Origin of the sequence: Pseudomonas sp. DSV-1, from assembly GCF_035830915.1 — a bacterium.
Lineage (GTDB): Bacteria > Pseudomonadota > Gammaproteobacteria > Pseudomonadales > Pseudomonadaceae > Aquipseudomonas.
Window position 1 is genome coordinate 2,618,290 of the sequence record NZ_JAYMYG010000001.1, and the last position, 14,106, is coordinate 2,632,395.

General features: G+C 57.7%; 13 protein-coding genes. 4 read left to right on the plus strand and 9 right to left on the minus strand.

What is annotated here, in order from left to right:
* Positions 1 to 41 precede the first annotated feature (41 nt).
* Positions 42 to 1,130 carry a polyamine ABC transporter substrate-binding protein gene (locus tag VSQ83_RS12200; protein WP_133078091.1) on the plus strand — a complete coding sequence of 363 codons (1,089 nt, stop codon included), beginning with the start codon at positions 42 to 44 and terminating at the stop codon, positions 1,128 to 1,130.
* 68 nt (positions 1,131 to 1,198) lie between these two features.
* Here the strand turns inward: VSQ83_RS12200 and VSQ83_RS12205 are convergent, their stop codons facing one another.
* Both VSQ83_RS12205 and VSQ83_RS12210 read right to left on the minus strand, forming a co-directional pair.
* Positions 1,199 to 2,146 (minus strand): site-specific integrase, encoded by a 948-nt coding sequence (locus tag VSQ83_RS12205; RefSeq protein ID WP_326427712.1) that lies wholly within the window; start codon positions 2,144 to 2,146, stop codon positions 1,199 to 1,201.
* A gap of 88 nt (positions 2,147 to 2,234) precedes the next feature.
* Positions 2,235 to 2,870, minus strand: coding sequence for a LysE family translocator (locus VSQ83_RS12210; protein WP_219261881.1), 636 nt, complete (start codon positions 2,868 to 2,870; stop codon positions 2,235 to 2,237).
* A 147-nt stretch (positions 2,871 to 3,017) separates the two neighbouring features.
* Between VSQ83_RS12210 and VSQ83_RS12215 the strand changes: the two genes are divergently transcribed.
* Complete coding sequence (locus VSQ83_RS12215) at positions 3,018 to 4,421, plus strand: aminotransferase-like domain-containing protein (RefSeq protein WP_326426894.1); 1,404 nt, start codon at positions 3,018 to 3,020, stop codon at positions 4,419 to 4,421.
* Here VSQ83_RS12215 and VSQ83_RS12220 read toward each other — a convergent pair.
* Entirely contained in the window at positions 4,408 to 5,043 is a 636-nt protein-coding gene (locus tag VSQ83_RS12220) for a response regulator transcription factor (protein WP_326426895.1), read from the minus strand. The two genes, VSQ83_RS12215 and VSQ83_RS12220, sit on opposite strands and share 14 nt — an antisense overlap.
* Positions 5,040 to 6,851: a PAS domain-containing sensor histidine kinase gene (locus VSQ83_RS12225; protein WP_133078087.1), complete on the minus strand. Its 1,812-nt coding sequence runs from the start codon at positions 6,849 to 6,851 to the stop codon at positions 5,040 to 5,042. The genes VSQ83_RS12220 and VSQ83_RS12225 overlap by 4 nt, the downstream gene beginning before the upstream one ends.
* Positions 6,852 to 7,031: 180 nt before the next feature.
* Between VSQ83_RS12225 and VSQ83_RS12230 the strand changes: the two genes are divergently transcribed.
* A complete protein-coding gene (locus tag VSQ83_RS12230; RefSeq protein ID WP_133078086.1) occupies positions 7,032 to 8,654 on the plus strand; it encodes an acyl-CoA synthetase in 1,623 nt (540 codons plus the stop codon).
* Between the two features lie 78 nt (positions 8,655 to 8,732).
* Complete coding sequence (locus VSQ83_RS12235) at positions 8,733 to 10,505, plus strand: acyl-CoA dehydrogenase C-terminal domain-containing protein (protein WP_326426896.1); 1,773 nt, start codon at positions 8,733 to 8,735, stop codon at positions 10,503 to 10,505.
* A 119-nt stretch (positions 10,506 to 10,624) separates the two neighbouring features.
* Here VSQ83_RS12235 and VSQ83_RS12240 read toward each other — a convergent pair whose 3' ends face one another.
* The 5 genes from VSQ83_RS12240 to VSQ83_RS12260 form a co-directional block, all read right to left on the minus strand.
* Entirely contained in the window at positions 10,625 to 11,371 is a 747-nt protein-coding gene (locus VSQ83_RS12240; RefSeq protein WP_326426897.1) for a hypothetical protein, read from the minus strand.
* Positions 11,368 to 12,726 (minus strand): hypothetical protein, encoded by a 1,359-nt coding sequence (locus tag VSQ83_RS12245; protein ID WP_326426898.1) that lies wholly within the window; start codon positions 12,724 to 12,726, stop codon positions 11,368 to 11,370. Before VSQ83_RS12245 ends, VSQ83_RS12240 begins: the two co-directional genes overlap by 4 nt.
* Before the next feature lie 104 nt (positions 12,727 to 12,830).
* On the minus strand, positions 12,831 to 13,316 hold the full coding sequence (locus tag VSQ83_RS12250; RefSeq protein WP_219261874.1) for an Hcp family type VI secretion system effector: 486 nt from the start codon (positions 13,314 to 13,316) through the stop codon (positions 12,831 to 12,833).
* A 164-nt stretch (positions 13,317 to 13,480) separates the two neighbouring features.
* Positions 13,481 to 13,777: a putative quinol monooxygenase gene (locus tag VSQ83_RS12255; protein WP_326426899.1), complete on the minus strand. Its 297-nt coding sequence runs from the start codon at positions 13,775 to 13,777 to the stop codon at positions 13,481 to 13,483.
* A 26-nt stretch (positions 13,778 to 13,803) separates the two neighbouring features.
* Positions 13,804 to 14,040: a YdcH family protein gene (locus VSQ83_RS12260; RefSeq protein WP_019822745.1), complete on the minus strand. Its 237-nt coding sequence runs from the start codon at positions 14,038 to 14,040 to the stop codon at positions 13,804 to 13,806.
* Between the last annotated feature and the right edge of the window lie 66 nt (positions 14,041 to 14,106).

Sequence of the window (14,106 nt, forward strand, 5' to 3'; positions counted from 1 at the left end):
CACCACAAAAGAATAAGAGCTCCTTGAAAAGGTGATTGAACATGCACATCAACTCGGTTTCCCTTGCGGTCATGCTTGCAGCGTTTTCCACAGCCAGCCTGGCGGACGAGAGCGTCAATATTTCCAACTGGAACGGCTATATCGCCGACGACACCCTGACCACCTTCACCAAGGAAACAGGGATCAAGGCAACGTACGACATTCACGACAGCAACGAAGTCCTGGAATCCAAATTGATGACCGGCAATACCGGTTATGACGTGGTCAGCCCTTCGAACCATTTCCTGTCTCGCCTGATCAAGGCCGGTGCTATCCAGAAACTGGACCGCAGCCAGTTGCCCAACTGGAAAAACCTTGATCCGGTCTTGATGAAAAAGCTTGAAGTCAACGACCCCGGCAACCAGTACGGCTACCCCTACATGTGGGGAACGGCGGGGATTGGCTACAACGTCGAGAAGATCAAGGCCATTTTCGGCACGACCGATGTCACCCAGTCCTGGAGCCTGTTTTTTGATGAAAACAACATCAAAAAACTCAGCCAGTGCGGGGTCGCGATCATCGACAACCCGACGCAAGTGCTGCCCATCACCCTCAACTACCTGGGCCTGCCACACCACAGCCACGAGCCGGACGATTACAAGAAAGCCGAGCAGGCGCTGTTGAAAATCCGGCCCTATGTTCAGTACTTCCACGCGTCCAAATACATCAGCGATCTGGCAAACGGCAATATCTGTGCGGTGATCGGCTTCAACGGTGACGTGGTGCAGGCAGCGGCCAGCGCCAAGGAAGCCAGGAACGGAATCAATATTGCGTACTCGATTCCAAAGGAAGGCTCCACATTGTGGCTCGACATGGTGGTCATGCCCAAAAGCGCGCCCCATGAGAAGAATGCCTACACCTACATGAACTACCTGCTGGCCCCGCAAGTGATTGCCAATATCAGCAACCAGATCCACTACGCCAACCCTAATCAGGCGGCGGATGCGTACTTGTCCCCAGACGTGAAACAGGACCCGGCGATCTACCCGTCCAAGGAAGTGATCGACACCCTGTTCACCGTAGAAGACCTGCCGGCCAAGGTTGCCCGCTTGACCACCCGCCTGTGGACCAAGCTTAAAACCAACACTTGACGAACCTGTGGGAGCGGGCTTGCTCGCGATGCATCAAATCCCAGCACCCGCATGCCGCAAGGCTTGTGCTACAACAAAAACCGGTCTGTCACATTGCGCCGCTCATTGTCATCTCGCACGTCATAGCTGACGGTGGTGGCAATGTTGGCGTGGTGGGCCAGTTTTTGCGCAATGGATACGTCGTACTCTTCAATCACGCGGGTAATGAACGAACGGCGAAAGTCGTGGGGCATGATGTCTACCCCCACCTGCTTGCCCCGCTGCTTGGCAATGTAGTAAATCGCATGCTTGGTAATGCGCTCGCGGGTGATGTGATTGCCGCGGCGGATGCGATTGAACAGAAACGTGTCATCGCTCACGCCATCCGGCAGTTGGGCCCGACGAAACGCCAGCCACGCCTCAAGCTTTTCAAAGGCCCAGACCGGAGCGAACTTGATCAGTTCCTTGTTGCCTTTGCCCAATACCTGCAAGCTGCGCTGCTCCACATCGACCTGACAAAGGTCCATGTTCACCGACTCCGACTTGCGCATCCCCGAGCCGTACAGAATCGCAATGATCGCAGCATCCCTGAGCCCTTGCGGACGCGGATCTGCCGCACAGACATCCATCAGTTCGCGGATCAGGTTGCGTCGCAGGTTGCGCCCCTTGACCAGGCGCGAGCCGCCGCCCGCCTTCACTGCGCGAATCTTCAACAAATGATCCTGGGTAATCAGGCTCTGCTGCCAGGCCTGATTCATGACGCCGCGAATGGCATTGACGTACAGCGATGAGGTATTGGGCGCGTAGCCGTCCTCGCGCAATGCAGCCACCAGTGCGGTGATATGCCCGGGTTGCAAGTGATGCCAGGGGAATTCGTCAATCGCCACGTCTTCAGCGCCCAGCCGATCTGCCGCCTCCTGCAAGACATAGCGCATGGTTTGCCGGCTGGAGGGAGCAAGACGCTGAAGATAAAGCGCCACAGGTGTTTGAACCTGATTTAACTCAATGGCTGATACCAGGGTTACTGCAGGGTCAATAGTCGACACAACCAATCTCGATACGGGTTGAAACACGTCTCAATATAACCCATAGCCATGATAATTCAGCGCACTTATAGCGTTTTGATCAGTTGTCAAATCCCCGCGCCAGCATCAGGGCCACACCCAAGAGCATCACTGCCGTAGCCCTTTGCAACAACACCTGCCGCGACGGGCTTTGCAGCACACGGCGAATCCGCTGACCAAAGTAGCAATACAAGCAGCCGCTGGCGAACTGCAACAGCAAAAACGCCAGCCCCAGCACGATCAGGTCCTGGGCCCGAGTGGCACTGCCCTGCCCGGCAAACTGCGGGAACACTGCGCTGAACATGACGATGGTTTTCGGGTTCGAGAAACCGGTGAGCAAGCCCTTGCCAAATCGGCCCTTGAAGCCGCTGTCCAGGGTTGCCGTGCGATCCAGCGCCAGCCCGTTGCTGTTCCATTGCCGCCAGGCCAGATACAGCAAGTACGCCACTCCGATGTATTGAAGTGCACGGCTGATCAGTGGATTGCCTTTGATCAATTCGGCAAACCCGACGGCAAAAATCAGGATCGACACCAGATACGCCGCACTGGCGCCCAGCTGCACCGGCATTGATCGCTTCAAGCCTTCCTGCATGCCGAAACCCATCAGCAACAGGGTCATGGGGCCAGGACTAAAGGTCATGGTGGCGCAGAACACCAGAAAATAAGAAAAGGAAACCAGTGTGAGTTGTGTGGCCATTTCGATCGTTACATCCCGCAATCAACGCTCGAACCTGTGCGAGCGACACCGCAGTCTAGGCAGGACGTAGCCGAATGGGCAGATCAACCACCGGCAAACTTTACCGACCTTTACTGGTAACATCACCGGCAAAGTATGAGGTCCTGCATGCACTTACCCAGCGTTTCGTTCCAGCCCGGCATTCCCAAGGTCCAGCAGATTGTTGATGCGCTGGGCCAGGCCATCGATCAGGGTCAGTTCAGCCCCGGCAGTAAACTGCCTTCAGCGCGGCTGATGACCCAACACTGGGGTGTCAGCAAGTTCACCCTGATTGAGGCGCTGGATCGCTTGCGTGGCCAAGGCCGGATTACCTCCAGTCAGGGGCTGGGCTATTTCGTGGCGTCGAAAGCACCTGTGGCCAGACGCGCCATTGGCCTTGACCTGTTGCCACAGGATTTGAGCAGCGTCCTGCGCCGCTCCCTGACCGGCGCCAGCGGTGCCCTGCGCCCGGGAAGCGGGCATCTGCCTGAAAGCTGGCTGGAGTCCAGTGCCCTGCGCACCAGCGTGCGCCAGCTCAGCCGCTCGCCAACCTTGCGCCTGACCGGCTATGGCGATCCGGCGGGGTATCTGCCATTGCGCCAGGCTTTGCAGCAGAAGCTGTTGGGCCAAGGCCTGGATGTGGGTATCGAACAGATCATCACGACCGCCAATACCGTGCTGGCACTGGACATGCTGCTGCGCCTGCGCGTGCGGCCCGGCGATACGGTGCTGCTGGACATGCCCTGCTATTTCAATTTTCACGCCAATCTGGCCTTGCACGGCGTGCGCGTAGTGACGCTGGAACGCACCGTCCAAGGGCTTGACCTGCAAGCCCTGGAAAATCTGTTCATCCAGCACCGGCCCACGCTTTACCTGACCACGGGGCTGCTGCACAACCCGACCGGCCACTCCTTTACGCCGAGCCAGGCTTACGGCCTGCTGGAACTTGCCAAGCGCCATGACTGCTCAATTATCGAAGACGACCTCTATGGCGACTTGCACCCCGAACCGCCTCCGCGGCTGGCAGCTCTGGCAGGCGTAGAGCAAGTGACCTACCTGAGCGGCTTTTCGAAAACCCTCAGTGCCAACTTGCGGGTGAGCTTTGTGGTGGCCACCCCCCAAATGGCCGCCGAGTTGACCCACATGAAGCTGATGTGCGGCGGGATCACTTCGGAAATGCTCGAACAGGTGGTGTGCTCGATGCTCAATGACGGCACTTATCACAAGCACCGCAAGCGCGTGGTGCAAGGCCTGCTGGTCAGCGGTGCACGCGTGGCTGCATGGCTGCGGGGGCTGGGCTTCACATTGAGCGTGCCCTATGCGGGCGGCATGTTTATCTGGGTCACGCTGCCTGCCGGACTGGATGCAGAAACACTTGCGCAGCAGGCGCTTGCCCGTGACCTGGTCCTCGCCCCCGGCATACTGTTCGGCTTCGACCCCCGGTTGCGCCGCTGCATGCGCTTCAACGTCGCCCATACCGATACGCCCGCTGTCATGGCCGGCTTTGAGGCTTTACTGGCTAGCGCAACCTGAGCGGATCGACCAAACCGGCTGCGATGGCCATGCCCACCAGATCCGGCAAATGTCGGGCCTGCATACGCTTCATCACCCGGGAGCGATACAGGTCGATGGTCTTGACGCTTACCGCCAGTTGCTCGGCAATTTCACGGGTGGTGTAGCCCTTGACCAAGGGCAGGAGTACATCCCGCTCACGGGGCGTCAGACTGTCCAGTCGCGCTTCCAGCTGCGTCTGCTCCAGGGTTGCCGTTTGCTGTGCGTTGCCGCCGCTGAGGGCCTGCTGCACGCTATCGAGCAGCAACTGCTGGTTATAGGGCTTTTCGATGAAATCATGGGCGCCCGCCTTGAAAGCACGTACCACGATCGGCACATCGGCGTGGCCACTGACAAAAATCACCGGCATCTTGATCCCGCGCTCCTGAAGCGCTTGTTGCACGTTAAGGCCCCCCATTGCCGGCATGCGGACATCCAGCACCACACAGGCGCTGAGCGATGGATCGCACGCTTGCAGAAACGCTTGCCCACTGGTGAACGCCAGCGCATTCAGTCCCACGGACTCCAGTAGCCAGACGGTCGAGTCAAGCATGCCCTGATCGTCATCCACCACGTACACCACAGACCGGGTTTGGGTTGTCATGTTGCCTCTCTTGTTGGTTTGAGTGATGCCATCAACGGCAAGCTGCAGCACATCAATAAGCCGTCGGGTTGTGGCCGGGCGTCGAGTTCACCGCCGAAGCCTTCAATGATGCTGCGACTCATCGACAGCCCCAGCCCCAGCCCATCTACCTTGCTGGTGTAAAACGGCGTAAACAGTTGCTCAAGCTGCCCGGCACTGACACCCGGCCCCTGATCCTGCACGCTGATCTGCAGTACCCCGCCCGCGACGGTCTGCGCCTGCAGGGTAATGCGCGAAGCCTGGCCGGGATGCTGCTCGCTGTTGGCGTCTATGGCATTGCGCAACAGGTTGAGCAGCACTTGCTCCAGAAGCACACGATCGACGTATACCCGCCCGAGGTTGTCCGGTAATTGCTGCTCGATGTCCACATTGCGTTCCCGGGCCTCCCAGGCACATAGACTCACGGCCTGACGCGCCACCTCGCTGACATCCAGCGCTTGCAGGTTACGTCGCCCCTTGCGCAGAAAACTGCGCAGACGCTTGATCACTTCAGAGGCATGGTTGGCATGCAGATTGATCCGCTCCAGCCCCTGGGCCACACGCGCTACAGCCTCAGGATTGCTGCCCAGGGTCTGCAGGTAACGCTGGCTGGCGTTGGCGTAATTGACCACGGCCGCCAGGGGTTGGTTGATTTCATGGGCGATGCCTGACGCCAGCTCACCGAGGGTGATCAACCGTGTCGTGTGGGCCATCTCGTCCTGATGATGACGCTGCTGGGCTTCGCGCAACTCACGCTCGCGCATATCCCGGGCAACCAGAGAGAAAAACCGTTCGCCTGCGGTCGATCGATGGGCCAGCAGCAATAGCGACACAGGCACCGAAGGCTCGCCATTCAAAGGCTGCAGACGGGTTTCAGTACTCCATAGACCCTGCTGCTCGGCACTGCTCCAGCCACTGGACTCCAGCATCGCCAGGGTGTGAGCCGTCAGAAACGCGGCCAATGAAGGCATGCCTTGTGCGGGCAACAGGCCGAGGATGCGCCGGGCCGCCGGATTGAGATAAGACACTCCGCCCGCGGGGTCGATAAACAACACAGGGTCAGGGTTGGCCTCCACCACATCGGCCAGACGCCGCTTGTTCTCTTCAGCCTGGATACGGGCAGTGATATCCCGCGACACACTGACCACTTCAACCACCGCCCCGGTATACGTTTCACGGATTGCCCGGCTTGCGGTTTCAAACCACAGGTAATGCCCCCCGTGATGGCGAATGCGATAAGTCATGGTGTGATAGCCATCGAGTTGCAGGGCATCCCGGGCCTGGCGCAGCGCCAGCTTGAGATCGTGAGCATGGAACAGGCGCTGGGCCCGGGTGCCGCGCAGTGTCTCGGGCCAGTAGCCGAGCAGGGTCCAGGACGCCGGGGAGGCATCCAGGAAGCGCCCGTCCGGGGTGTGACGCGAGATCAGATCAGTGGTGTTTTCGGTAATCAGCCGGTAAAGGCGCCTGGCCTTGGCCGCTTCACGCCCCGCCAGCAATTCTGTACTCGCCTCGCGACCTCGGGCCACGACACACTGGCTATCGGGATCGGGAATCAGTGTCCAGAGCCATACCTGTTGATCCCATTGTGCTTCTACCTGCTCTATGGCCCTGTCCTGTTGCAGGCAGGCCCGAACCAGTTCGGGCAGATTGCCAGGCAACAGGTTACTCACGCTGCTCAGCAACGCGCCCTTCAGCAGGCCGGTCAACGCCCGGTTCGCCGTCAGCGGCAAGCCGTCTGCGTCAAGCACTACAGTGGGTTGGGGATCATGGGGTAGCAGGGTTGGCGGCATTCGGCATCCTGACGGTTGGGCAGCGGCTAGCCATATAGTACAACTACTATAGTGCTTAGGTATTACTTCCATATCAAACCCAGAGTGGGCTATAAGTCAGACCGGACATAAAACTGACCCGCTCGCCATTGGCAGAGCAGGCAGCCATAGAGCTAACAATCAGCCACCGGAATGACCCTCATGTCGATTTTTGAGCACGGCCTTGAGCCGACTGCCGTAAACCATATTGCCCTGACCCCCCTGAGCTTCATCGAACGCACCGCCAACGTCTACCCCGACTACCCTGCCGTCATTCACGGCTCCATTCGCCGCACGTGGGCGCAGACGTACAGCCGGTGTCGCCGACTGGCCTGCGCACTTGCCGGGCGCGGGATTGGCCAGGGCGATACGGTGGCGGTGATGTTGCCCAACATTCCGGCCATGCTCGAGGCGCATTTTGCGGTGCCCATGATCGGCGCAGTGCTCAACGCCCTGAACGTACGCCTGGACGCTGAAGCCATTGCCTTCATGCTGGCCCACGGCGAAGCCAAGGTGTTGATTGCCGACCGCGAGTTCCATGACGTGGTCCATGCCGCTGTCGCCATGCTCGACCATCCGCCGCTGATCATCGATGTCGATGACCCTGAATATGGCGAAGGCCAGCCTGTCAGCACACTGGACTATGAAGCACTGCTGGCTGAAGGCGACCCCGAGTATGACTGGCAGTGGCCCGCAGACGAGTGGCAGGCCATTGCGCTCAACTATACGTCAGGCACCACCGGCAACCCGAAGGGCGTGGTGTATCACCATCGCGGGGCCTACCTCAACTCCCTGGGCAACCAGATGGTCTGGGCCATCGGCAACCATCCCGTGTACCTGTGGACCTTGCCGATGTTCCACTGCAACGGCTGGTGCTACCCGTGGATCATTACGGCATTGGCAGGTGTGCATGTGTTTCTGCGCCGGGTTGATCCGCAAAAAATCCTCACTCTGATTCGCGAGCATCAGGTCACTCACTTGTGCGGTGCGCCGATTGTGCTGAATGCACTGGTCAATATGCCCGAGTCAGCCAAGGCCGCCATCGACCACCCGGTACATGCAATGGTTGCAGGGGCGGCGCCACCGGCCAAAGTCATTGGCGCCGTGGAAGAAATGGGCATCAAGGTGACCCATGTTTACGGCCTGACCGAAGTGTATGGCCCCGTCACCATTTGTGCCTGGCATGACAAGTGGGACGAGCAGCCATTGGCCGAACGAGCACAGATAAAGTCCCGTCAGGGCGTGCGCTACCCCACGCTGGAAGGGCTGATGGTGGCCGACCCCAAGACCCTGATCCCCACGCCCCGTGACGGCGAAACCATGGGCGAGATCTTCATGCGCGGCAACACGGTGATGAAGGGATACCTGAAGAACCCCAGCGCCACGGCCGAAGCCTTCGAGGGTGGCTGGTTCCATACCGGCGACCTGGCGGTATGTCATGCGGACGGTTATGTCGAAATTCGTGACCGCCTCAAGGACATCATCATTTCCGGTGGCGAGAACATCTCAACCATCGAGGTCGAAGGCGTGCTGTATCGCCATCCCGCCGTGATGGAGGCCGCCGTGGTTGCACGCCCGGATGAAAAATGGGGTGAGACCCCCTGCGCCTTTATCACCCTGAAGGCTGATTACCAGCAGGTACGCGAGATAGAAATCATCGCCTTTTGCCGCGATCACCTGGCCGGTTTCAAGGTGCCACGTACGGTGGTGTTTACCCTGTTGCCCAAGACCTCTACGGGGAAAATCCAGAAATACGTACTGCGCGACATGGCCAAAGCGCTGTAATCGCGCCACCTGAATCAACGGTGGGAGCGGGCTTGATCGCTCCCGCAGGGAATCTTTTGCCAGAATAAGAGACTTCACATGCCTGATTTCAATGCCCCGCTTCGCGACATGCGCTTTGTCCTGCACGAACTGTTCGAGGCCCCTGCGCTTTGGGCCCGACTGCCCGCACTGGCCGACCATGTGGATGCCGATACCAGCGATGCGATTCTCGAAGAAGCCGCCAAAGTCACCGGCCAGTTGATTGCTCCACTCAACCGCAGTGGCGATGAGCAAGGCGCCCAGTGGAACGCAGGCCAGGTGACGACCCCCAAGGGCTTCAAGTCGGCCTATGACACCTACATCGAAGGCGGCTGGGTCGGCTTGTCGGGCAACCCTGAATTCGGCGGGCTTGGCATGCCGAAGATGCTGGCCGTGCAATTCGAAGAAATGCTCTACGGCGCCAACGCAAGCTTTGCCCTGTACTCGGCATTGACCAGCGGCGCCTGCCTGGCCATTGATGCCCACGCCAGTGAAGCCCTCAAACGCATCTTCCTGCCCCCGATGTATGAAGGTCGCTGGGCCGGTTCAATGTGTTTGACCGAGGCCCATTCCGGTACCGACCTCGGCATTATCCGTACCCGTGCCGAACCACTGCCGGACGGCAGTTTCAGCATCAGCGGCAGCAAGATATTCATCACCGGCGGCGACCAGGACCTGACCGAAAACATCATTCACCTGGTGCTGGCCAAACTGCCGGACGCGCCTGCCGGTCCACGGGGCATTTCGCTGTTCCTGGTGCCCAAGGTACTGATCAATGACGATGGCTCCCTGGGTCAAGGCAATGCCGTGAGCTGTGGCTCCATCGAACACAAAATGGGGATCAAGGCATCCGCCACCTGCGTGATCAATTTTGACGGTGCACAGGGCTGGTTGATTGGCGACGCCAACAAAGGTCTGGCAGCCATGTTCACCATGATGAATTACGAACGGCTGTCGATCGGCATTCAAGGCATTGGTTGCGCCGAAGCCTCCTATCAGAATGCCCGTGCCTATGCCTGCGAGCGCCTGCAAGGCCGAGCGCCGACCGGAGCCGTGGCACCTGAAAAAATCGCCGACCCGATCATTGTTCATCCGGATGTGCGACGCATGCTGCTGAGCATGAAGGCCATGACCGAAGGCGGTCGGGCTTTCGCCAGCTACGTGGGTCAACAACTGGACCTCGCCAAGTTCTCACCTGAGCTCCGGGAACAACAGGACGCCAGCACGCTGGTGGCCTTGCTCACGCCGGTGGCCAAAGCCTTTTTCACCGATACCGGGTTCGACAGTTGCGTGCTGGGGCAGCAAGTGTTTGGTGGCCACGGCTACATCCGTGAATGGGGTCAGGAGCAGTTGGTCCGTGATGTGCGCATCGCCCAGATTTATGAAGGCACCAACGGGATCCAGGCCCTGGACTTACTGGGTCGTAAAGTGATCGCCAACGGCGGTGCAAGCCTGCGCATGTTTACCGCGCAGATCCGCGACTTTGCCCAAAGTCCCGGCAAACCTTACGCCAGCGAGTTGCTCGACGCGGTACAGCGTCTTGAAAAGATCAGTGACTGGTTGCAGGCTCGGGCCAAGGTCAACCCCAACGAAACCGGCGCCGCCTGCGTCGAGTACCTGAACCTGTTCGGGTATGTGGCGTACGCCTGGCTCTGGGCGCGCATGGCCGATGTGGCGCAGCGTTCGATGGATGCCGATCCGGCGTTCTATAGCGCCAAGCTGGCCACTGCGCAGTTCTACTTCAGCCGCCTGCTGCCGCGCACGTTGAGCCTTGAGCACACCATCCGGGCAGGCAGCGAATCCTTGTATGAGCTGGATGCCGCTCACTTTTAAACCCGTGAAATAAAACGGCGGCCTCTAAGGGCCGCCGCAGGGGAACGCACTATTGCCCCTGAGCTTTATTTACGGTCGTGCAATTTTCAAGAAGCTCAAGCATCTTATCCTCGCCAAGATTACGGACGGAACACGTAAAGCAATATAAAACTCACGACGATAACTACCATCATTACAAACAAAGCTGAAAGCTTGACTTTAAGCTGTCGCGGCAAGGTTTCTAACTCTGCAGCATCGAGTGTGCCACGCCTTACAAAAAAAACCCCACAGGCCACTATCACCGACAGCGCCACTATAAAAACCAGCTTTGCAAAGTGTCCGCCAGCATTGAGTTTTGTTCGGGCTTTTATTGCCGAACTGTTTTTAAAGTGCATGACAATAAAGTTTGTCTGTGTACTCGCCACCCTCAGACATAGACCGATCCACAGGGGTATGGCGGCCATTGCAAGGAGGGCAATGCCAAGGCGCAGAGGCTTCATGGACGCCCAGTCGATGCGAAAAACAATACATAATAGCATTAGTTCCCAAGCAAAATAACCTCCCACACGTTGAAGCATTATAAGTCGCGTTTTTAATTGTTTAGGGAATTGATCGATATCTGCAGGGCATACGTCGCCATCAGGTATGTACAAGCCTGGCACTTGAAGTACGCCAACAATTTCACGCAAGACGAATAATCGCCCCCAAGGCCCACCATTTAGAATCGGTGCTCGAATCATGATATATGGGCTATTTTTAAAACATGCCAACATCACATCCATCTTGGTATAGGCGATATAGAGCGCAATACCAAGATAAATAAACGCGCCCCCAAAACCGATTAAGCTGCCACACAGGAAAATAGTGTCAGCGATGCTCAGGCTCATTGTGAGACCTCATAAATTAGTTCACCTGCTTTTTCACCCGCCCATCCAAGGGATGCCCCTGCGGTCAAAGAGCCCACACCTACTACTATCAGCCCACATACGAACGTACCTGCCCCAACAGTCGGAACGCCTAATCCGAGACAAATAGCCCCCACTGTTGAGCTGGTCAAAATTGAACCCGCAATTGCGCCACCCGCTACTCCACCAAGGAAACTTCCACCCTCAGTGAGTTCCACCTTTTTGCAAGCCTGCACGTCACCCGTTGCACACACTTCCTGCACCTTCATATAAGAAGCCCCGCCGCCAAGGGCAGTCCCCAACCAGCCGCCGTACTTGACGTATTTGGCGGCCTTGGCCACTCCGTCCATATGCGTGGCGTAACCCGGGATCTGACCCGGTGCACCGGCCTTGGTCCAGCGGTGAACCAGGCTGCGGCTGGAAATGCCAAGGGCACTTTTCAGGTTCGGATGATCAGGAAAGCCAATACCCTTTTTGGTCAACCCATTAAGGTGACTGTCCAGTAGTCTCAACAAGCGTTTGCGCTCGGCAAAAAACTCAGGTGAGCGCAAATGTCCGTCACGTAAAAAACTGCGTTGATGCAACGCCTCGATGTCGCGCAACACACTTTTGACGTTGTCCAGGTTCGAGGCAAACACCGCCATCCCGGTGCCAATTGAGGTGGAGCCAAGGGTTAGAAACGATTCAATTTCGTCTCGGTGACGAGCCATGAAATCGGCCTCATCGGGAGTCAGGGTCTGAAGGACCGTGTTCACCTTGTCCGCAGCCGCCATCAACTGTGCTTCTTCGAGGGTACATTGCAGGTTGTTCGGATCACTCAGTACGATCATTTGGCCCGCTTTAACCTGATCCAGACCAGGGTTCAGGGCCTTGAATCTGGCGATAACGGCGGGATTGCCCGAGGTGAATAACCGGGCCTGCAATGCGGCTGCCGTCGTGCTTTTCGGCACGATGTAAAACCCCGGTTCCTGCGGTCGCGCTATGGGCTCAGGCCAGCGTTCCCGGGGGAAAAACTTCAAGTCGTGAGCAGGCAATGACGAGGGCACGTCGGCGGTCAGGCTTTGAGCCTTTTGCTGCGTTTTGAGATCTTGAACATGAACATACCGCAGTAATCGCTGCGGGTCGGGCCGGTATACGGGCTGGGTGAGCCTCATAAGCGACATGCGCCTCACCGTGTGGGGGATTACGTCTTTACGCGCCAATGCAAGCGACTGGTTCAGTAGGTCGCGCTGCTCTTGCAAAATGGCCTGTATACCTTGCTCAGGGGTTTTATGGCCCTGGGTGACATCATCGACAATACGTTTGGCGCAGTAGGCAACTTCCCGGTTGAACTGCATACACGTCATACCGTCGCCAAGATGGCGAGCACTGACCGTCATGGCTTGCCCGATCAGCCCGCTGGCGGCGCTGTTGACATCCCAGAGGTCATAACGATCGGGATTCATCCTTCCTGGCCCCAAGCGCTGTAGCCGCTGGTGCCTGCCAGATGATGGGTCCAGGTAATCTCGCGGTAGCGAATCGCCAATTGCTCTTGTGGCTCGGCGTCGCCCTGTAAAACGACATGGGGCACCTCGGACGTCAGGTCAACGATGACTGCGCCATTGATCGAAACCGAATAGAACTTTTCCTGCAGGCCAAAGGAAGACACGCGGTAAAAACTGATCGTGCAGTTTATTTCTTCTCTGCTTGAGAGCGCCTGAGCGAGTAACGGGGAGGATTTATCAATGGCTTTGGTGATGACAATCGGGCTGTGCGTGGGCTTGTTGATGGTGCCAATATTGGCGAGGTTATGGCGGTAAGCCAGCACCATGATTTCGTCGGTATGGCTTGACTGGTATTTGTTGCCGATGGATTCCGGGGTTGAGCAGCCTGCTGAAATCAGTCCTTGAGCCACACCCTTGATACTCATATAACCTGGGTTCGCCATGGGTACATCTCCTTTTTGTAAGCCCGACATTCTATTGGGCAGGAGATCGACAGGCTGTAGGACGCTTCCGAGATTTTGAAAAGTGCGGGTAAAAATCAGACCCAATAAAAGCGGCGGCCCCGTTCAGGGGCCGCCGCAGGGTGCTGCACCATTGCCCCTGAGCCTTAAGTGCTCAGTTCGTCCAGCAGCAACACTTCACGATGGGCCAGCAGATCACCCACCGCATGGGCCATCGCCTGATAGTGCGGGGTGGTTTTGTGGTGCTCAATAGCCTCCATGTCCGCCCAGCCTTCAATGAATACAAAGCACTCAGGATCGGTTCGATCCACGTGCAGGTCATAGAAACGACAGCCAGGCTCGGCTCGGGAGCCTTCGACACAGGCGCGCAGGGCCTGTTCTACCGTTCTGCCATGACCAGGTTTGGCGCGCAATGTGGCCACAATTTTGATGATTTGAGACATGTGTACTTCCTGCAACGTGCGATGACTTAAGCGCTCAAGATTTGCGCGATTTTATCCTTGATAAGGAGGCGCTGCTCCTTGAGCTTGCGCAGCACATCATCCGCAACCCCTATTGCATCGTTGGCTTCAGCCTCAACCACTTCGGCATCTTTTTCGCCGTACTGCACAAACAGCTGATTCAGATGAGGGTTTTCGCTGCGAAACTTGCTGATGGCCTCTTTGGTAAGCCCCAAGTCCTGTAACAAGTCGTGCTTGACTGGCATAGATACACCTCATGGACATCTTGGTTACGGGGTCAGGCTCTGAGGGAGAACCTGATCGAAAGTATT

What these genes read in the sequence shown, in the direction of transcription:
- VSQ83_RS12220 (WP_326426895.1), bottom strand. Translation starts at nt 5,043, where the DNA reads ATGACAACCCAAACCCGGTCTGTGGTGTACGTGGTGGATGACGATCAG.
- VSQ83_RS12240 (WP_326426897.1), bottom strand. Translation starts at nt 11,371, where the DNA reads ATGAGCCTGAGCATCGCTGACACTATTTTCCTGTGTGGCAGCTTAATC.
- VSQ83_RS12200 (WP_133078091.1), top strand. Translation starts at nt 42, where the DNA reads ATGCACATCAACTCGGTTTCCCTTGCGGTCATGCTTGCAGCGTTTTCC.
- VSQ83_RS12235 (WP_326426896.1), top strand. Translation starts at nt 8,733, where the DNA reads ATGCCTGATTTCAATGCCCCGCTTCGCGACATGCGCTTTGTCCTGCAC.
- VSQ83_RS12210 (WP_219261881.1), bottom strand. Translation starts at nt 2,870, where the DNA reads ATGGCCACACAACTCACACTGGTTTCCTTTTCTTATTTTCTGGTGTTC.
- VSQ83_RS12225 (WP_133078087.1), bottom strand. Translation starts at nt 6,851, where the DNA reads ATGCCGCCAACCCTGCTACCCCATGATCCCCAACCCACTGTAGTGCTT.
- VSQ83_RS12250 (WP_219261874.1), bottom strand. Translation starts at nt 13,316, where the DNA reads ATGGCGAACCCAGGTTATATGAGTATCAAGGGTGTGGCTCAAGGACTG.
- VSQ83_RS12255 (WP_326426899.1), bottom strand. Translation starts at nt 13,777, where the DNA reads ATGTCTCAAATCATCAAAATTGTGGCCACATTGCGCGCCAAACCTGGT.
- VSQ83_RS12260 (WP_019822745.1), bottom strand. Translation starts at nt 14,040, where the DNA reads ATGCCAGTCAAGCACGACTTGTTACAGGACTTGGGGCTTACCAAAGAG.
- VSQ83_RS12215 (WP_326426894.1), top strand. Translation starts at nt 3,018, where the DNA reads ATGCACTTACCCAGCGTTTCGTTCCAGCCCGGCATTCCCAAGGTCCAG.
- VSQ83_RS12245 (WP_326426898.1), bottom strand. Translation starts at nt 12,726, where the DNA reads ATGCAGTTCAACCGGGAAGTTGCCTACTGCGCCAAACGTATTGTCGAT.
- VSQ83_RS12230 (WP_133078086.1), top strand. Translation starts at nt 7,032, where the DNA reads ATGTCGATTTTTGAGCACGGCCTTGAGCCGACTGCCGTAAACCATATT.